The following is a 20,731-nucleotide window of genomic DNA, read 5'->3' as shown; positions in this document are numbered from 1 at the left end:
TTACCATCTAAGTCACATTAAATTAGTTCCATTTAAACCTAAAGCATCGTTTGTGGAAATACCTAAAACAACAGGTTTTCCATTTCTTAATGTTGCCTTTGCCGCCATTAATACGGGGCTATCAGTTTGAGCATTAGCAAACTTACTCATTGAATTTCCTGTTAACGGTGCAATTACCATACAATCTAATTGTACTTTTGGACCAAATGGTTCTGCTCCTACAATTGAATCAACTGTTTTACGCCCTGTAATTTCTTCTATTTTTTCGATCCAGTCTTCTCCTACACCAAATCGAGTTGTTGTGCTTTTTACAGTAAATGTAACAACAGGGTATACGTCAGCTCCATCATCGACTAACTTTTGAATTTGTGGTACTACCTCTTCATAAGTACAATGTGATCCTGTAATACCAAATCCAATTTTCTTACCTTTCAACGTCATTTTTGTTGCTCCTTCCTTTTATCTAAATCTACCTTTAATAGCTGTGTTAGTACGTTTCCAATTATTTGCCCTGCTGTTTTAGGAGCAACGATTCCTGGTAAACCTGGTGCTAGTAATGCCTTAATACCTCTTTTTTCAGCATAACGAAAATCAGTTCCTCCAGGTTTAGAAGCTAAATCAATGATTAATGAATGAGGTTGTAATTTTGAAATGACACTTGCTGTCACGATTTGAACTGGAACAGTATTAATTACAACATCTACATCCTTTAAGGCCTCTTCAATATTCTTAAATTCAAAAGCTTCTAAGCCCATTTCAACAATTCTAGCAATATGTTCTGATTTACGAGCCCCTACTTTTACTTTTGCACCCAAATTATGAAAAGTCCTTGCGACACTCATTCCTGTACGGCCTAAACCTAACACGGCTACTTTCGAATTATGAATTGTATATTCCGTATGTTGAATAACCATCATGATCGTACCTTCAACAGTTGGAATACTATTATAAATAGCTACATCGTCTCGTTCAAATAATTTTACTAACTTTCGATTTGAAGCCGTAACTATACTATCTAAGTAAGAGTTACTTATTCCAGAGTAAATCGTACAATGCGAAGGAGTACTATCTAAAATTTCTTTTGTCAGCACAACTTTCTCATTTGAAAAAATTGTATCGACAACTCCTTCAATATTCGTACCTGGTACAGGTAGAAGGATTGCATCTAAATCTTCAAAATTTGCATCTGCCATTAATTCTTTTGATGCACTGGTAAATCCACTATCTAATTGTTCAAAGCCTATTAATGTTACCTTTGCGTCTAACTCTGTTAACTTCCGAATAACTTCCAGCTGTCTGGCGTCCCCACCAATAACAGCAATATGCAAGCCAGTTAACATGCAGCATTCACCTTCTTTACTTCACTATGGTAAATGGAAATTAATCTCTGTAAGCAGGACTACCGCCTAACATCTTTCTCCTAAATATCTTATGAATCTTCCATTGCATTGGTGAAGATTCTTTCTAAAATTAAGGAGCAGTAATGAAAAACTGTTTAAATCTGAGTATTTCTATGCTCTGTCATTTGTAAAATAAAAAAGAGGACCCTATAAGGGACCCCCTAATTGATCAACTTATTGTTTAATATTTGTTGGAATTACTCCATCAGGACTTACTAATGAAACTGCATAGTCGTCAGTAAATACAAACTTCGCAATATCATTTACTTTATCAATTGTTACATCATCTATTAGTTGAATTACTTCATCTAAAGTACGGTGATTGCCTAGCATTAATTCATTTTTTCCATTTCGGCTCATTCTGCTATTTGTACTTTCTAATCCTAACATTAAATTACCTTTTAATTGCTCTTTACAATTATTTAATTCTTTTTCTGTTATTCCATCTGCATTTAATACTTTTAAAGTTTCTTGGATTGTTTCAAATAATTGATTTAGTTGGCTTTTTCCAGTACCTGCATAAATTGCAACTGTACCGCTATCATGGTATGCAGAGTGATATGAGAAAACTGAATATGCAAGTCCTTTTTGCTCACGAACATCTTGGAATAAACGACTACTCATACTACCACCAAGTATATTATTTAAGGCAATTAATGGATATAAATCGCTATGTCCAAGTTCAAGACCTCTATAGCCAACACAAAGATGTGCTTGCTCTGTTTCTTTTTTGCGAGCAATTTGTCCATAATGGATTGTTGGGATTCCAAAGTTTATATCTTTCTTTTTCCCCTCATAATTTCCAAATAAATCTTCAACACGTTTAATAAAGGATTCATCGATATTACCTGCAATTGAAATAACTACTTGATCCGGAGTGTAAAAATCCTTCATGTACTGACGTAAAGTATCGCCATTAAAAGTTTTTAAAGTTTCTTCTGTACCTAAAATTGGATAACCTAATGGATGAGTTTCGTACATAACTTTACCTAATAAATCATGAACTAAATCATCTGGTGTATCATCATACATTTTGATTTCTTCAAGTACTACATTTTTTTCTTTTTCTAATTCACCTTCATCAAAAGTTGAATTAAAAAACATATCTCCTAACACTTCTAACGCGTAATCCGCATGAGTATCTAACACTTTAGCGTAATAACAAGTATATTCTTTTGAAGTAAATGCATTTACTTGTCCACCAATTGAATCGAAACTTTCAGCGATTTCTTTCGCATTACGTGTTTTAGTACCTTTAAAGAACATATGCTCAAGAAAATGTGAAACACCATTCAGTTCTGACGTTTCATTGCTTGAACCTGTTTTAATCCAGACTCCAAGTGCAACTGAACGGACAGTTGAAATATTTTCAATTACTACTCTAACTCCATTTTTACAAGTATGTCGTACAATCATGTAATGCCTCCTATGTATACACCATCTATTTACACTTTTGTAATAAGATTGAAAAATTTAACTATATTTTACAATCATCTTAACAAAGCTGAAAGTAATTGTCATTTGTTTTCAACTTTTTTAATTGTATCGTACCGTTTTTCATCTAATAAAGTTGAAATATTTACAACTTTTCGACCTGATGCCTCTATTTTTGTGATTAGTTCATCAAGTGCCTCAGCTGTCGGTTTCGTTGGATGCATAAGAACGATTGTACCATTGTCTACTTTTTTCATAACACGATTAATAATGACTTCTCTTGGCGGTTTCTGCCAATCAATCGTATCTGCTGTCCACATAATTGTTTTTAAGCCTAAACTTGAAGCGATTTTAACTACCTCGTCACGATAACTACCGCTTGGAGGAGCAAACCATACAACTTTTTCATCAGTTGTAGCTAGTATGACTGAATTTGTTTGAGTTATTTCATTTCTTATTTGCTGACTACCTAATCTTGCCATATCGGGATGTGTATAAGAATGGTTCCCAACTTCTTGATCTGCAGCAGTGATTAGTTGAGCGACAGTTGGATTATTTTTTACCCATCTCCCCTCAAGAAAGAAAGTTGCATTTGCATTGTGCTTCTTTAATACTTCTAACATTTCCGGAATATATTCATTTCCCCATGCAACATTGATTGTAAATGCTACCATTGGTTTTTCAGGATTCCCTTTATACACTGGTGATGGTGGTAAATCCTTTAAATGAACTTTTGGAGAAACTTCTTTAAATACTAGTTTATTCTCATCAAACTTACCTTTTGCCTTCATTTTCTTATATGACGCATTAACATCAACTGTTAAACCGTTATAGCCGGGTATTGCTTTCCAAACTGAGTCCACATAGGCATCTTTTGGAGCTATCTCGAAAGTTGGCGCTTTTGTTTTGATTTCATCCAATAACCCATTTGTTTTTGCTGTTACAAATGACGATTTTAAAGTTAAGTTCCTCACGTATTGATTCGTATATTGATTTCTAACTGCTAAAATTGCTAGAAATAATGCCATAACGAATGCAAAGACTTTTAACCGACTTCTACTCATTTCCTAAACGCCCTCCTACTAGAAGGAATATGATATTTTTTTAAAAAATAGAACAAGCTTTCTACTTATGTACGACTAAATTAGTAATAACTAATTTATCTGGTAATTTCTAGTTCTACTTTTCTTATTGTAACCAAAAAAATTTTAGGCACACATGAAATTCTGGAAAATTAAAAAGAGAGGATTAAGAAGGAATGTGGAAGTAAAAAAATAAAAAAACAACAGGCTCATTCTATGTGCCTGTTGTTTTTATTTGTTAGGAAGGCGAACGCCTTCCGCTTTTCTTGATGTCTAGTTCCGCAAGCTAGCTCTTCGGTAATATTCCATTAATCTTCGAAGTGGAAAAATCGCCACTTCTTCAGATGAATGGAGATATTCCTTTCAGAGCTGGTCGAGCTTGCTCCACATTTCACTGTTGCTCAGCTTTTTCTTTTTGTTCTTTTAATACAGCTTTACGAGATAAGTTTACTCGTCCTTGTTTGTCGATTTCAGTTACTTTTACTAGGATTTCGTCTCCAAGTGAAACTACGTCTTCAACTTTTGCAATGCGTTCTTCTGCAAGTTCAGAAATATGGACTAATCCATCTTTACCTGCAAAGATTTCTACGAATGCGCCGAATTTTTCAATTCGTTTTACTTTACCCATGTATAATTGACCAACTTCTACTTCTCGAACAAGGTCTTCGATAATTTGTTTTGCACGTTCATTCATAGGTTGGTCCACAGATGAAATAAATACTGTTCCATCTTGTTCGATGTCAATTTTTACGCCAGTTTCTTCAATAATTTTATTGATTTGTTTTCCACCTGGTCCAATAACATCTTTAATTTTATCTGGGTTAATTGTCATCATTAAGATTTTTGGAGCAAACTCAGATAAAGCTGTTCTTGGTTCGCTTATTGTAGCAAGCATCGAATCAAGAATTTGCATACGACCAATTTTTGCTTGTTCTAATGCTTCTTTTAAAATTTGTTCTGATAAACCTTCTATTTTAATGTCCATTTGAAGTGCAGTTACACCTTTAGCTGTTCCTGCTACTTTAAAGTCCATATCTCCTAAATGATCTTCCATACCTTGAATGTCTGTAAGAACAGAATAATGTTCACCAGATTTAATTAATCCCATTGCAATACCAGCAACTGGTGCTTTGATTGGTACACCAGCATCCATCATTGCTAGAGTACTTGCACAAATACTTGCTTGTGAAGTAGAACCATTTGATTCAAGTACTTCTGATACAAGGCGGATTGTGTATGGGAAATCTTTTTGATCTGGAATACTTGGCTCAAGTGCTCTTTCACCTAATGCCCCATGTCCAATTTCACGGCGACCTGGTCCACGAATTGGTCCTGTTTCACCAACACTAAATTGTGGGAAATTATAATGATGCATAAAACGTTTTGATTCTTCAATGCCTAATCCATCAAGAATTTGCACATCACCTAGAGCACCTAGTGTACAAATACTTAATGCTTGAGTTTGTCCACGAGTGAATAAACCAGAACCATGTGTACGAGGTAGTAAACCAACCTGTGATGATAATGGACGGATTTCATCTAATTTTCTTCCATCAGGACGAACTTTTTCAACCGTAATTAAACGACGGACTTCTTCTTTTACTAGCATTGAAAGAATTTCTTTAACTTGACCAATAGACTCTTCGTCTGCTTCATTTTCTTCAAACTGAAGAACAACACGTTCTTTTACTTCATTGATCGCAGCTTCACGAGCATGTTTTTCATGAACTTGAATTGCTGCATTTAGTTCTGTTTCACAAATTTCACGAATTTGTTTTTCTAATTCAGCATCAAGTTCATGAAGTTGAATTTCTATTTTTTCTTTTCCAATTTGAGCTACAATTTCTTCTTGGAATACAATTAATTTTTTAATTTCTTCATGACCAAACATAATTGCTTCAAGCATTACTTCTTCTGGCACTTCATTAGCTCCAGCTTCAACCATGTTAATTGCATCTTTCGTTCCAGCAACTGTTAAATGAATGTCACTGTTTTCAGCTTGCTCAACTGTTGGATTAATAATAAATTCGCCATTAATACGACCAACTACAACTCCAGCAATAGGTCCGTTAAAAGGAATGTCAGATACGCATAGCGCTAGTGAACTACCAAACATAGCAGCCATTTCTGATGAACAATCTTGATCAACACTCATTACCATGCTGATTACTTGTACTTCATTACGGAATCCATCTGCAAATAATGGTCGAATTGGGCGGTCAATTAGTCGACTCGCTAATATTGCTTTTTCACTTGGTCTACCTTCACGTTTAATAAATCCACCAGGAATTTTACCTACTGCATATAAACGCTCTTCGTAGTTTACTGTTAATGGGAAAAAGCTAACTTTTTTAGGTTCCTTTGATGCAGTTGCTGTTGCTAATACGACAGTATCTTCGTATCTTACTAAAACTGCTCCATTTGCTTGCTTTGCTAATTGTCCTACTTCTACAGTAAGAGTTTTACCTGCAAGCTCCGTGGAAAAAACGTGCTTTTGTTGTTCCATATGGTATAAATACCCCTCTCTAATTTACAATTCAAAGTCTAAACTAATTATGTAAAAAAATCATATATTCTCTATTATCTCCTATGTTTAGTAAAGAAATCAACTAACGATAAAAAGAGAATAAATATTTATAAATTTAAAATTCAATTAATCAGTAATTTTAAATCGATATGTATAAGAAAAAGCGGGAAGAATCCCGCTTTTTCTTAAAGTATCAAATTAATACTCGAATTAACGACGTAAACCTAATTTGTTAATTAATTCACGGTAACGAGTAATGTCTTTGTTACGTAAGTAGTTAAGTAAGTTACGACGCTTACCAACCATTTTTAATAAACCACGACGAGAGTGGTGATCTTTTTTGTGAGTACGTAAGTGCCCATTTAAAGAGTTAATGTTTTCAGTTAAAACTGCAATTTGAACTTCTGGAGAACCAGTATCGTTCGCATGAGTTTTGTAAGTGCTGATAATTTCGTTTTTACGTTCTTGAGTTAATGCCATGTTTTTTCACCTCATAATAATATTGTTGAACACCTATCACCTAGCAGTCGTCGGTGAATCGATTTGCCAAGCAACGGTTTTTCAAGTACTTTAATAATATTACATTGTTTTAATTATAAAAGCAAGTATTCTAAATTAGTTATTCGCGAAAATAACTTTTTACTGTTTCACGATCTTTTTGTAATTGATCGATTAACTCATTTATACCATTAAACTTCTTTTCATCACGTATTCTAGCATACCAAAAAATTTCAACTTCTTTTCCGTATATATCTTCATTAAATTCAAAAATATTTACTTCAATTGTTTGTTTTTGGAACTCATGATAGAAAGTTGGTTTGTATCCAATATTACACATACCTTCATATATTTCACCGTTAACAATACATTTCACAGCATAAACACCTACTGATGGTAATGCATACGGAATGGAAACAGAAATATTAGCTGTTGGAAATCCAATTGTTCGGCCACGTTTGTCACCATCTACAACGATCCCTTTAATTTGATACTGTCTGCCAAGTAAGTGGGTAGCTTCTTCCATTTCACCGGCTTTTATCGCTTCCCTAATTCGTGTTGAACTTACTTTCTCATCATCTAAAACGAATTTTGAAACTGTTGATTGAGTAAATTCACCTCTAGAATGAAATGGTAATGATTCCATATTCCCTTTACCATATTTTCCAAATGAAAAATCAAATCCAGCAACAACATGTTTTGCATTTAAAGCAATAATGTATTGATCAACAAATTCTTGTGGTAGTAGTGCCGCAAATTCCTCTGAAAATTCAACAACAAATAATTGGTCTACACAAAGTTTCTCCATCCACTTCACTTTTAGCTCCAAAGGTGTTAAATAAGAAATCGCATCATCACGATTTCCAAGAATTGCAGATGGATGTGGATTGAATGTCATCACTGATAATAATAATCCTTTTTCATCCGCAATTTCTTTAGCAGCTTTTATGACTTGTTGATGACCTTTATGTACTCCATCAAAAAAGCCAAGTGCTAAGACCGTTTCTTTACAATCTTCTTTTTTTATTGAATGAGGATGGGTGATTTTTATTATTTTTGTCATATTTATCACCTTTTCTATAATCAAGTCTCTTTTCCCATTATAGAACAATGAATAAAATTTATATAGTTTTTTCTATTGGTTATGAAATACTCTTGTCGGTTTAATTACATTATTATTTTTAGGGTTTGGAGTGTACATTGCAATAATTCGATTATTTTCGTTGTAGACTGCAATATATTCCCCTTCTTTACAGTTCATCGTATTCGGAAAAAATCCACCATTAAATACTCTTACTTCTTCTTCAGCTGTCACAGTTAGACGTGGATACTCATTAAGAGCTTGCTCCATCGATAACATTACACGATCTAAAGTAAAATCATTAGCATTTTCTTCTAATTCAGCAAATGTAACACAATCGTTAATCGTAAATGCACCTGCTTTTGTTCTAGTTAAATAAGACATATGAGCAGGGAATCCTAAAAGCTCACCAATTTGAACAGCTAAAGTTCTAATATATGTACCTTTACTACAAAAAACTTCAAATTTAAAAGAAATTGTATCGCCTTCAAATACTTCTCGATTATCAAGTAAAATGATTTCAAATATTGTAACTGTTCTAGTTGGACGTTCTACTTCGATTCCAGCCCTCGCGTATTCATATAACTTTTTGCCATTTACTTTAACAGCAGAGTACATAGGTGGAGTTTGACTAATTTCTCCAGTTAATTGATATAGTACTTTTAAAATTTCTTCACGAGTAATAGCTCGATCAACCTTCTTTTGCTCAATAATTTCACCATGAGCATCCTCAGTTGTTGTAGAAAATCCTAAAGTAATTTCACCAATATATTTTTTCCGATCATCGGTTAAATATGGTATTAGCTTTGTAGCTTCACCTACACAGATCGGCAAGACGCCCGTTACTTCTGGATCTAGGGTTCCTGTATGACCGACTTTTTTTGTCTTTAAAATCTTTCTTATTTTAAAGACGCAATCATGAGAGGTAAGACCCGCTGGTTTATTTAGTGCAATTACACCATTCATCTTATCACCTATCGTTTATTATTTAGCATGATGAAAAATGGATAGACGAATCTCTCGCCTATCCATTCATTATCAGTTATTCTCTTTATTAATTTGAGTTAGCAATGTCTCAATTCGATTACCATAATCGACTGATTCATCAAATTCAAAAATTAATTCTGGTGTCTTACGTAAACGAATACGTTGACCAATTTCAGAACGAATAAATCCTTTTGCTTTCGCTAATCCAATTAATGTATTTTGACGTTGTTCGTCGTCACCTAATACTGAAATATAGACTTTAGCTTGTTGAAGGTCACCAGTTACTTGAACATCAGTAACTGTTACGAAGCCGATTCTTGGATCTTTAATTTTTCTACCAATAATCTCACCAAGTTCTTTCTTCATTTGTTCCCCAACACGATGTGCTCTTACTTTCATACTTTCACCTCAATCTTACAAAGCAAAACAATTCGTGCTTTCATACAATTAGTTTAACTAATTGTATAAATAATTATTTATTATGCTGAACTTATTCATTTGTGATAAGTCCATTATTTATTTCCAGTTTTAAATCATCTTCTAGAAGAAGTTTTTATGATGTCTAGTTTTCCAGCGAGTCGTCCCTTGAGGTCATAAGCCCAATAGCAGTAAAGGTTAAAAACCAACCTTTTCTGCTATTGTTCTTATGCTTGTCGGGGCTTTAGCAAACGCCTTCCACTTTTCATTGTTATTTACGTTTAATTTCTTCCATTACGTAAGCTTCGATTACGTCGCCTTCTTTAATATCATTGTATTTCTCGATCGTGATACCACATTCGTAGTTTGTCGCTACTTCTTTAACGTCATCTTTGAAACGTTTTAATGTGTCTAATTGACCTTCGAATACAACAATACCGTCACGAATTAAACGAACACCGCTGTCACGAGTGATTTTTCCATCAGTTACATAACATCCAGCAATTGTACCAACTTTTGATACTTTGAATACTTGACGAACTTCTGCTTGACCGATTACTTTTTCTTCAAACTCAGGGTCTAACATACCTTTCATCGCAGCTTCAATTTCTTCAATTGCTTTGTAAATAATACGGTGTAATCGAATATCTACATTTTCTAAATCTGCAGTACGTTTTGCATTTACATCAGGACGTACGTTGAAACCAATAATAATTGCATTAGATGCAGAAGCTAAAATTACATCTGATTCAGTAATTGCACCAGCGCCTGTGTGGATGATTTTAACTTTTACGCCTTCTACTTCAATTTTTTGTAATGAAGCAGCCATCGCCTCAACAGAACCTTGAACGTCTGCTTTAACAATTAGATTGATTTCTTTTACGTTACCTTCTTGAATTTGAGCAAATAAATCTTCAAGAGATAATTTTGAGCTTTCACTACGTTGTTGCAGAACTGCTTGTGAAGCACGTGCTTCACCAACTTGACGCGCACGTTTCTCGTCAGCAAATACCATAAAACGGTCACCTGCTTGAGGAACTTCATTTAAACCAGTAATTTCAACTGGCATTGATGGACCAGCCTCTTTAATTCGACGACCTAAGTCATTTACCATTGCACGTACACGACCAAATGAAGTACCAACTACAATTGGATCTCCAACTTTTAATGTACCATTTTGAACTAATAAAGTTGCAACTGCACCTTTACCTTTATCTAATTCAGCTTCAATTACTGTACCTAGTGCTTTACGTGAAGGGTTAGCTTTATATTCTTCTACTTCACTAACTAACAGAATCATTTCAAGTAACTGATCAACACCGTTACCGTTTAATGCTGAAATAGGAACAAAGATTGTGTCTCCACCCCATGCTTCTGATACAATACCGTGTTCAGTTAATTCCTGCATTACACGATCTGGGTTTGCAGATTCTTTATCCATTTTATTCACAGCTATAATAATAGGTACTTCTGCTGCTTTTGCGTGATTGATCGCTTCTACTGTTTGAGGCATAACACCGTCATCAGCTGCTACAACGATAATTGTAATATCTGTAACTTGTGCTCCACGTGCACGCATTGTAGTAAATGCGGCGTGACCAGGCGTATCTAAGAAGGTAATTTTCTTTCCTTCGATTTCTACTTGGTAAGCACCGATATGTTGTGTAATTCCACCTGCTTCTCCAGCAGTTACCTTTGATTTACGAATATAGTCAAGTAAAGTTGTTTTACCGTGGTCAACGTGACCCATAATCGTTACAACTGGTGGACGTTCTTGTAGATTAGCTTCATCGTCAGCTTCATCAATAAAGCTTTCGAAGTCATTTTCATCAACAATAACTTCCTCTTCAACTTCAACTCCGTAGTCACTTGCTAATAATTCGATGGTGTCTTTATCAAGGTCTTGGTTGATTGTCGCCATAATGCCTAACATAAATAATTTTTTAATTAATTCTGATGGTTCTTTACCTAATTTTTTTGCAAGCTCAGATACTTTTAATGAACCTGAGAAGATTATTTTATTTGAGGTGTTCTCGGTTGAGTTATTTTTATGATTCATATTTTGAGTGCCTTTCTTTATCCCTGTCGTTTGTCGATCTTCATTTTGACTGCTTTGCTTTTGGCTGTCAGTCTTTTTCTTTTTATTACTGTTCTTTTTTGATTTTTCTTTCGTATCTTCTAATTGATAGTCTACTTCGTAATCAAGTTCTTCACTAGCTTCTACATTAAATGCAGGAATTACCTTAAAAGAAGATTTTGACACAGCTTTTTGGGGTTGTTTTATCTCTACAGACTTTGGTTGAAAACTCTTATTTAATTTTTCAACAATATCCTCTGCAATTGTGGCCATATGATTCTTTACTTCGATTTTTAAATCCTTGAGTCTTTCAATAATTTCCTTACTTGAAACATTTTGCTTTTTAGCATACTCATAAATTCTAATTTTCGTCATACGTTCACCCCCAGATTAGTCCATTAATTTAATAATGTCTGAAGTTTTGTTGCAAATCCTTGATCAGTAATTGCAACGACCACTCGAGCGTCTTTCCCAATAGCGTGCCCTAATTCAAAGCGATTTTCAACATAACAAAGTGGAGTATTGTAAAAAGTTGTTTTGTCTTTTATTTTCTTCGCAGTTAACTCAGAAGCATCCTTTGACAAAATAACTAGTTTTGCTCTTTTTTGTTGGACTTCTTTTACAACTAACTCTTCGCCTGAAACCACTTTACGAGCTCTAGCTGCAAGTCCTAATAAAGACAATCCTTTGTTTGTCATGCTTTTTCCTTTTCAATATACGCTAAAAGTTCTTCATATAAACTAGCATCAATTTTAGCGTTTAATTGCTGTTCTAAAGTGTTTTTTTGCTGCGCTTGTTTTACAACTTCAACAGATTTAGTTAAGTAAGCTCCACGACCCGATTTTTTTCCACTTGGATCAATGGAAACTTCTCCTTCTTTAGAACGCACAATTCTAATTAATTCTTTTTTTGGTTTCATTTCTTGTGTGACAACACACTTACGTAAAGGAATTTTTCGATTCATGAGTTTACTCACTCCTCATTAAAGTCGTCAGCGTAAGCATCGAAATCATCATTAGATACTGTTACTTCTTGCGCTGGTGATGTATAGTCAATACCAATTTTATCTGCATCAGACTGTGATTTAATATCGATTTTCCAACCTGTTAAACGCGCAGCTAATCTAGCATTTTGACCTCTTTTTCCAATTGCAAGAGATAATTGGTGATCTGGTACTACTACAGTAGTTGCTTTTTCTTCTTCATTTACTAAAACTCTAATAACTTGCGATGGACTTAATGCATTTGCAACAAATTCAACTGGATCTGATGACCAACGTACAATATCAATTTTTTCACCTTTTAATTCATTAACAATTGATTGTACACGTTGACCTTTTTGACCTACACATGCACCTACTGGATCTAAATCAGGGTTGCTTGTATATACTGAAATCTTAGAACGGTCACCTGCTTCACGTGCAACTGAACGAATTTCTACAACACCATCATAAATTTCAGGTACTTCTGTTTCAAATAAACGCTTTAATAATCCAGGGTGAGTACGTGATACAAAAATCTGTGGACCTTTTGAAGTTTTTTCTACTTTTGTAACAAATACTTTAATGCGATCATGGATTCTGTATTTCTCAGTTGGAATTTGTTCTGTTACAGGAAGAACTGCTTCAATTTTTCCTAAGTTAACATAAATAGCGCGTGAATCGATACGTTGAACTGTACCTGTCATCATATCTTCTTGGCGGTCAATATACTCTGAATAAATTACACCGCGTTCTGCTTCACGTACTCTTTGTGTTACGACTTGTTTAGCAGTAGTTGCAGCAACTCGTCCAAAGTCTTTAGGTGTTACTTCTAATTCAATGATATCGCCTACCATAAAGTTTGGATTATGTTGTTGTGCTTCTTCAACTGTAATTTCTAAACGTGTATCAAACACATTGCTTACAATTTCTTTTCTTGCAAAAACACGAATTGAACCGTTATGTAGGTTAAAATCAACTCGAACATTTTGTGCTTGATTGAAATTACGTTTATATGCTGAAATTAAAGCTGCTTCAATTGCTTCAATTACTACATCTTTACTAATTCCTTTTTCTCTTTCAATTATTTCTAATGCTGTTAATAACTCCGAACTCATTAAAAGTACCCCCTACTTAAAAAAACGTAACAGCAAGTCTTGCACTTGCGATTTTTGGTGTTGGAATTGTAATCATTTTTTTTCTTGTTTTAATTGTTAATTCTAACTGAACTTCCTCTGAAGTATAGGAAATTAATTTCCCTTCAAATTTCTTTTCGTCAAGGATTGGTTCGTAAGTTTTAATGAAAACTTGTTTTCCAATTGCTTTTATAAAATCTTGTTCTTTCTTTAAAGGACGCTCAGCACCTGGTGACGAAACATCTAAAAAATATAGGTTTTCAATTGGATCTTTTTCATCTAAGACTTCACTTAGTCTTTCACTTACTGCAGCACATTGCTCCAAATCAATTCCAGACTCACTATCTATAAATACTCGAAGAAACCAGTCTTTTCCTTCTTTTACGTATTCTACATCAACTAACTCTAATCCTAGTTGTTCAATTATTGGTTGTGCTAATTCTGATACAACCTCTGTGACCTTCTTACTCAAGAAGTATCCTCCTTCCAAACATTACAAGATGAAAATTCCCTGCTATTTAGCAGGGAAATTATCTTTAGTATTTCCAATTTACGCAATTATTGTAACTTAAAATTCAAGTTTGCACACTACGTAAGAGATGAATTGGGTCATAAGGGTAATAAGAAAGAGCAGGTTGCCCCTGCTCTTCAAGAAAAATCCCGTGCTAAATTACATCTGTATCTACTATACCATAATTCCCAAGTTTTGCAAACTGTTAAAAGCCATCGAAAAGTGATAATTGGTTTTGATCAGGTAAGTTTTGTAAACAGCCTTGTTTATCTAAATACTCTAATACTGTTTTTGAAATTTTACTTCTTTGTTGTAAGTCTTCTTTCGAAAGGAATTCTCCGTCTTCTCTAGATGCAACAATATTTTTAGCCGCATTCGTCCCTAATCCAGGAATCGAATTAAACGGTGGAATCAATTTGTTACCATTTACTAAAAATTCATCTGCACTTGATCGATATAAATCCATTTTTTCAAATGAATAACCTCTTTCGCACATTTCTAATGCTAACTCTAGTACAGTCATTAAACTTCGCTCTTTTACTGATGCATCTAAACCTTTTATCGCAATCTCTTCAATTTTAGCTTTAATCGTACTTGGACCAGCAATCATTGCTTCGATATCGAAATCTTCTGCTCGTACTGTAAAATATGCAGCATAATAAAGAATTGGATGGTGAACTTTGAAATATGCTATTCGTACTGCCATCAAAACATATGCAGCCGCGTGGGCCTTCGGGAACATGTACTTAATTTTTTTACATGAATCAATATACCAAGCAGGTACTTTATTTTTTCTCATTTCTTCTTCCCACTCTGCTGGTACGCCCTTACCTTTACGAACTGATTCCATTATTTTAAATGCTAATGAAGGCTCTAATCCTTGATATATTAAATAAACCATGATGTCGTCACGACAACCAATTACTTCAGAAAGTGTACAAGTTCCACTGTTAATTAATTCAGATGCATTTCCTAACCATACATCTGTACCATGTGATAAACCAGAAATTTGAACTAGTTCTGAGAAAGTAGATGGCTTCGTATCTTCTAACATTTGACGAACGAATTTTGTTCCAAATTCCGGAATTCCATAAGTACCTGTCTTACAGCCTATTTGTTCCTCTGAAACACCTAAAGGTTCTGGTCCAGCAAATATTTTCATTACTTCAGGGTCATCGGTTGGAATCGTTTTTGGATCGATTCCACTTAAGTCTTGAAGCATACGGATAACAGTAGGATCATCGTGTCCAAGAATATCTAGTTTTAATAAATTATCATGAATTGAATGGAAATCAAAATGTGTCGTTTTCCATTCAGACTTTACATCATCAGCTGGGAACTGAATGGGTGAAAAATCATAAATGTCCATATAATCTGGAACTACGATAATACCACCTGGATGTTGTCCAGTCGTTCTTTTTACTCCTGTACATCCCATAGCTAATCGATCATATTCAGCACCACGTAAATTTAGATTATGATCATTTGCATACCCTCTAACATAACCGTATGCTGTCTTGTCAGCTACAGTACCAATTGTACCTGCACGATAGACATAGTCCTCACCAAAAAGTACTTTTGTATAATTGTGAGCAGTTGGTTGATATTCACCGCTGAAATTCAAATCGATATCAGGAACCTTATCCCCTTTAAATCCAAGGAAGGTTTCGAACGGAATATCATGACCATCTTTTTTAAATGCAGTACCACATTCTGGACAATCTTTGTTCGGTAAATCGAATCCAGAACCTACTGATCCATCATTGAAAAACTCAGAGTGTTTACAATTTGGACAGACGTAATGTGGTGGTAGTGGATTTACTTCAGTTATTTCTGTCATGGTCGCAACTAATGATGAACCTACAGATCCCCTTGAACCTACTAGATACCCATCATCTAAAGATTTTTTTACAAGTTTATGCGAAATCAAGTAAATTACGGCAAAACCATGTCCAATAATACTTTTTAACTCTTTTTCAAGACGGGCTTCTACAATTTCTGGTAACTGCTCTCCGTAAATAGATCTTGCCATTTGATAGCTCATATCGCGAACTTCATCTTCAGCACCTTCAATTTTTGGAGTATATAAGTCATCCTTAATTGGTTTAATATCTTCAATCAAACTAGAAATTTTTTGAGTATTTGTTACGACTATTTCTTTTGCTTTTTCTTCTCCTAAAAATGCGAATGAAGAAAGCATCTCATTGGTTGTTCTAAAATGAACATCTGGTAATCGATGTCGATTTAATGGATTTGCTCCACCCTGAGAACCAACTAAAATTTTTCGATAAATTTGGTCTTCTTTTTGTAAGTGATGAACATTACCAGTACCAACTACAATTTTTTCTACCTTCTCAGCCATTTTTACAAGCTTTGAAATTACTTCTCTTAAATGTTGTTCATTTCGAACAATTTCTAATTCTACTAAATGTAAAAGTGTCTCTGGCGGCATTACTTCGATATAATCATAAAACTCCATTAGCTTTTCTGCTTCTTCAGGAGATTTTTGAACACTTGCCTCAAAAACTTCACCTTTATCACATGCAGACCCGACTAATATTCCTTCGCGATGTTTCACTAATAATGATCTAGGAACCCTTGCAACTCGATGATGATAATGAATATGAGAATATGAAACAATTTTAAACAAGTTTTTTAGTCCAGTTTCATTCGTAGCTAATAGAGTTGCATGTGATGGTCTTGCTCGTTTATAAGCATCGCCTTTCCCCATGTTATTATTTAGCTCGTCATGATAATACATATCCTGCTCTGCTGCATCTTTAAGCATTTTTAGGAGTAAGAAGCCAGTGGCCTCAGCATCGTAAATCGCTCTATGATGCTGTGTTAAGTTAATATCGAATTTTTTACAAAGTGTATTTAATCGGAAGTTTTTAAAATCTGGATATAATGTTCTAGCTAACTCAAGCGTATCGATTACACCGTTATTTGTAATACCAATTTCATATTTTTTAAAGCCCATTTGTATAAATCCCATATCAAATGAAGCATTATGAGCTACTAGAATATCGTCACCCATCCACTCTTTAAACTCACGAAGTACAACATCTACATTTGGGGCATCTCTTACCATATCGTCAGTAATTCCCGTCAATTCAATCGTAGTTGCAGATAGTGGATGATGGGGATTTGCAAATCGTTCAAATCGGTCAATGATTTCACCTTTATGAATCTTTACAGCAGCTAACTCGATGATCGTATCGTAAACAGCAGAAAGACCTGTTGTCTCTACGTCAAATACAACATAGGTTGCTTCCTCTAATGAAACATGAGATGGATTATATGCTGTTGGTACACCATCATTTACTAGATTTATTTCAACGCCATATAGTATTTTTACTCCGTGTTTTTTCCCTGCTCCAAATGCTTCAGGGAAGGATTGAACAACTGCATGATCCGTTATTGCAATTGCTTCATGTCCAAACTTACCTGCTTGTTTGACTAAATCACCTGCTGAAACGACTGAATCCATTTGGCTCATATGTGTATGAGCATGTAACTCAATTCTACGCTCTCCTTCTGGAGCTTCATCCTTGCGTTCATCTGGCGTAATTTCATTTATATCATTTGCAATCATGACTAAATCACGAACAAATGTATCGTTTTGTACTGATCCTCTAACTTTTACCCACATACCCTTTTTAATTTTATTTAACATTGGGATATCTTCTTTATCTCTAGAGAACATTTTGACTAGTATTGAGCTAGTGTAATCAGTTATTTTAAAGGTAATTAAGACACGGCCACTCTTAAGTTCACGAATTTCAGAATCGAATACATATCCTTGAAGAACTACTCGTTTTTCTTCTTCGATGATTGACGAGATCGTATTAATTTCAGTTTCCTTAATATAATATCCAACAACAAGAGGACCCTGAGGCTCATCTCCTTCAGCTTCTTCAGCAGCCTCTTTCTTTTCTAATTCAACAAGTACTTCCATCGCTCGCTTGCGATCTTCTTCAGCTTTTTTCTCAAGAAACTCAGTTTTTTCTTCAACATTATCTTTTATCGTATTCTCAAAAAACAACTTAGGAAAACCTACTTTTTGATATAAATCTTGCAATTGAGGAACGTATCGATTTGTAAAAGCATTTTCTTCAATTAGACTATTTAAATGGATCATTACCTTATTATTTTCAACTGAAGGTAGAGCAGATTCAATATGTTGTAATATAGGGGATTTCGATTCAACAGATTGAATCATAAATGACCAATAATCAATTACTTTTTGTTGATCTATTTTTGGATTTTCAGTATTAATAACGACGGAAACATCTGCTATATGTTTAAAAGTTCTTAATAAACTTGTTACAAATACTTGAAATGTTGCAAAAGGTAAAACATTATCTATTTTAAAAGTAAACTGCCATTTTTTTTCGCTTTTATTTACTTCAAGATTTACGATTTCCCCATTTTTAAAATATAGATCTCGCATATCTTCGGGAAACTGAAGCTGATCTAATAATAGCTGAAATCGCTCCTGACGTGTTTGTCCCATTTTTTCACCAACCTTATTATATAAATTGCAGTATATGTGTAAAAAATCGAAAGTACCTCTAAAAGTCAGAGGTACTTTCAGACTGTTGACAAACGCTCGCTTTCTTCGTTGCTTCGCCCGTTGAGCGGTGCTCATTACCGTCTAGGGTAATTCCGCTCCTCACCGGGCTTCGCGCCTCGAAAGACAAGCGCTTGCAATCAGTCTGAAAATCAAGTTTTTAGTAGTTTGTCTACACATCGAAAGTACCTCTAAAAGTCAGAGGTACTTTTTATTTGTGTGCGATTCCCGTAAGGTGTCGCTTCCACTTTTATTTTATTTTAACATATTTATTTCATTCACAAGGTTAGAAATTTTTACTTCTTTACTAACTTGTCCATCTCTAGTTTTAAGTTCTACAATTCCTTCTGCAGCTTTTTTACCAACAACTACACGTACAGGAATTCCGAAAAGATCAGCATCTGCAAATTTTACACCTACGCGTTCATTTCGGTCATCTAATAATACATCTTGTCCAATCTCTTTTAACGTTTTATAAATATCGTCTGCTAAATTTACTTGCTCTTCATTCTTTGTATTTACAGTAATGACATGTACATCAAATGGAGCTAGGTTTTTAGGCCATACAATACCTTTCTCGTCATTATATTGCTCTACAATTGCAGCTAATGTACGAGATACTCCGATTCCATAGCATCCCATAATGATTGGATTCGATTTTCCATTTTCATCAAGGAATGTTGCATTCATAGCCTCAGAATATTTTGTACCTAATTTAAATACATGACCTACTTCAATACCTTTTGCGAATGAAATAGTTCCTTTACCGTCTGGTGATAAGTCACCTTCTTGAATAAATCTTAAGTCTACGAAATCTTTCACATCATAGTCTCTATTTACAGTTACGTTAATGAAGTGATAACCTTCTTCATTTGCTCCACAGCAACCATTTACAATACCTTTAATTGCATTATCCGCTAATACTAATAAATCAGATTTTACTCCAATTGGACCTAATGATCCGATTTCACAGTTCATTAGTTCTTTTACTTCTTCTTTAGTAGCAAGCTCAACTGAATGTGCACCTAGATAATTCTTTAATTTAATATCGTTGATTTCGTGGTCACCACGAGCAAGCACTAATACAAAACTTTCATCTGCTTTGAAAATAATTGATTTAATGCTTTTTTCAATCGGTAAGTTTAAGAATTCAATTACTTCATCGATTGTTTTTTGATTTGGCGTTTCTACTTTTTGAACTTCTTCTAATTTTTCATCAGATGGTTCGTAATTCGTCACAACTGGCGCCATTTCAATATTTGCTGCATAGCTAGATTCATTTGAAAATGCGATTGTATCTTCACCAATGTCGGATAACACCATGAATTCATGCGTATCTTTTCCACCCATTGCTCCTGAATCAGCAACAACCGCTCTGAAATTTAATCCACAACGAGTAAATACGTTGCTATAAGCCGTAAATAAACGATCATATACTTCATCCAAGCTTTCTTGTGATGCATGGAAAGAATATGCATCTTTCATTAAAAATTCACGCCCACGAAGTAGTCCAAAACGAGGACGTTTTTCATCACGGAACTTTGATTGTACTTGGTAAAGTGTAATCGGTAATTTTTTATATGATTTTAATTCATCGCGAACAATGGAAGTAACAACTTCTTCATGTGTTGCTCCTAATGCAAATCCTCTACCGTGACGATCTCTTAAACGCATTAGTTCTGGACCAAAATTATCCCAACGACCTGATTCTTCCCATAATTCCTGCGCTTGCATTGATGGCATTAACATTTCCATCGCACCAGCATTATTCATTTCTTCTCGAACGATATTTGCTACTTTTTGAAGAACTTTATTGCCTAAAGGTAAGAAACTATATATACCAGATGCATTTTGTCTAATAAAACCAGCTCTTAATAATAATTGATGGCTTTTTATATCTGCATCTGATGGTACTTCACGAAGAGTTGGACTATATACGATACTTTGTTTCAAAAGGATTCACCTCATATTTTTCTTTATTCTTATATTCTTTTTTAATCAACTTTAAATAGATTTCATAATTGTCTTA

General features: G+C 34.4%; 15 protein-coding genes and 1 pseudogene. All 16 read right to left on the bottom strand.

The window, feature by feature from the left end:
* Positions 1 to 15 precede the first annotated feature (15 nt).
* Positions 16 to 441 (bottom strand): annotated as a pseudogene (gene dpaB / locus V5E38_RS05450) (dipicolinate synthase subunit B); the annotation flags it as partial.
* Positions 438 to 1,340: a dipicolinic acid synthetase subunit A gene (gene dpaA / locus V5E38_RS05445; RefSeq protein ID WP_097975454.1), complete on the bottom strand. Its 903-nt coding sequence runs from the start codon at positions 1,338 to 1,340 to the stop codon at positions 438 to 440. The gene dpaA and the pseudogene dpaB, both read right to left, overlap by 4 nt.
* 234 nt (positions 1,341 to 1,574) lie before the next feature.
* Entirely contained in the window at positions 1,575 to 2,816 is a 1,242-nt protein-coding gene (locus tag V5E38_RS05440) for a M16 family metallopeptidase (RefSeq protein ID WP_097975455.1), read from the bottom strand.
* A gap of 101 nt (positions 2,817 to 2,917) precedes the next feature.
* Positions 2,918 to 3,898 carry a polysaccharide deacetylase family protein gene (locus V5E38_RS05435; protein WP_499212463.1) on the bottom strand — a complete coding sequence of 327 codons (981 nt, stop codon included), beginning with the start codon at positions 3,896 to 3,898 and terminating at the stop codon, positions 2,918 to 2,920.
* A gap of 409 nt (positions 3,899 to 4,307) precedes the next feature.
* Complete coding sequence (gene pnp, locus V5E38_RS05430) at positions 4,308 to 6,422, bottom strand: polyribonucleotide nucleotidyltransferase (protein ID WP_499212462.1); 2,115 nt, start codon at positions 6,420 to 6,422, stop codon at positions 4,308 to 4,310.
* Positions 6,423 to 6,653: 231 nt separating this feature from the next.
* Positions 6,654 to 6,923, bottom strand: coding sequence for a 30S ribosomal protein S15 (gene rpsO / locus V5E38_RS05425; protein ID WP_025568545.1), 270 nt, complete (start codon positions 6,921 to 6,923; stop codon positions 6,654 to 6,656).
* 139 nt (positions 6,924 to 7,062) lie between these two features.
* On the bottom strand, positions 7,063 to 8,004 hold the full coding sequence (gene ribF, locus V5E38_RS05420) for a bifunctional riboflavin kinase/FAD synthetase (protein ID WP_097975461.1): 942 nt from the start codon (positions 8,002 to 8,004) through the stop codon (positions 7,063 to 7,065).
* 72 nt (positions 8,005 to 8,076) lie between these two features.
* Entirely contained in the window at positions 8,077 to 8,988 is a 912-nt protein-coding gene (truB, locus tag V5E38_RS05415) for a tRNA pseudouridine synthase B (protein ID WP_499212461.1), read from the bottom strand.
* Between the two features lie 72 nt (positions 8,989 to 9,060).
* Complete coding sequence (rbfA, locus tag V5E38_RS05410; RefSeq protein WP_025568543.1) at positions 9,061 to 9,408, bottom strand: 30S ribosome-binding factor RbfA; 348 nt, start codon at positions 9,406 to 9,408, stop codon at positions 9,061 to 9,063.
* 289 nt (positions 9,409 to 9,697) lie between these two features.
* Entirely contained in the window at positions 9,698 to 11,878 is a 2,181-nt protein-coding gene (gene infB, locus V5E38_RS05405; RefSeq protein ID WP_499212460.1) for a translation initiation factor IF-2, read from the bottom strand.
* Positions 11,879 to 11,901: 23 nt separating this feature from the next.
* A complete protein-coding gene (locus tag V5E38_RS05400) occupies positions 11,902 to 12,201 on the bottom strand; it encodes a YlxQ family RNA-binding protein (protein WP_097975467.1) in 300 nt (99 codons plus the stop codon).
* On the bottom strand, positions 12,198 to 12,467 hold the full coding sequence (rnpM, locus tag V5E38_RS05395) for an RNase P modulator RnpM (RefSeq protein WP_056470825.1): 270 nt from the start codon (positions 12,465 to 12,467) through the stop codon (positions 12,198 to 12,200). The genes V5E38_RS05400 and rnpM overlap by 4 nt, the downstream gene beginning before the upstream one ends.
* An 8-nt stretch (positions 12,468 to 12,475) precedes the next feature.
* Positions 12,476 to 13,600 (bottom strand): transcription termination factor NusA, encoded by a 1,125-nt coding sequence (gene nusA, locus V5E38_RS05390; protein WP_056470828.1) that lies wholly within the window; start codon positions 13,598 to 13,600, stop codon positions 12,476 to 12,478.
* Between the two features lie 16 nt (positions 13,601 to 13,616).
* Positions 13,617 to 14,090 carry a ribosome maturation factor RimP gene (rimP, locus tag V5E38_RS05385; protein ID WP_097975469.1) on the bottom strand — a complete coding sequence of 158 codons (474 nt, stop codon included), beginning with the start codon at positions 14,088 to 14,090 and terminating at the stop codon, positions 13,617 to 13,619.
* Positions 14,091 to 14,334: 244 nt separating this feature from the next.
* The gene (locus tag V5E38_RS05380; protein WP_499212459.1) at positions 14,335 to 18,645 is read right to left on the bottom strand and encodes a PolC-type DNA polymerase III; all 4,311 of its coding nucleotides are present in this window, start codon (positions 18,643 to 18,645) and stop codon (positions 14,335 to 14,337) included.
* A 312-nt stretch (positions 18,646 to 18,957) separates the two neighbouring features.
* Positions 18,958 to 20,655 (bottom strand): proline--tRNA ligase, encoded by a 1,698-nt coding sequence (locus V5E38_RS05375; protein WP_499212458.1) that lies wholly within the window; start codon positions 20,653 to 20,655, stop codon positions 18,958 to 18,960.
* Positions 20,656 to 20,731: the final 76 nt, after the last annotated feature.

It is taken from the genome of Rossellomorea sp. GAMAL-10_SWC, assembly GCF_049568075.1.
Classification (GTDB): Bacteria; Bacillota; Bacilli; order Bacillales; family Bacillaceae_G; genus Gottfriedia.
The sequence above is the reverse complement of the archived record's forward strand: the minus strand, read 5'-3'. Positions and strand labels throughout refer to the sequence as shown.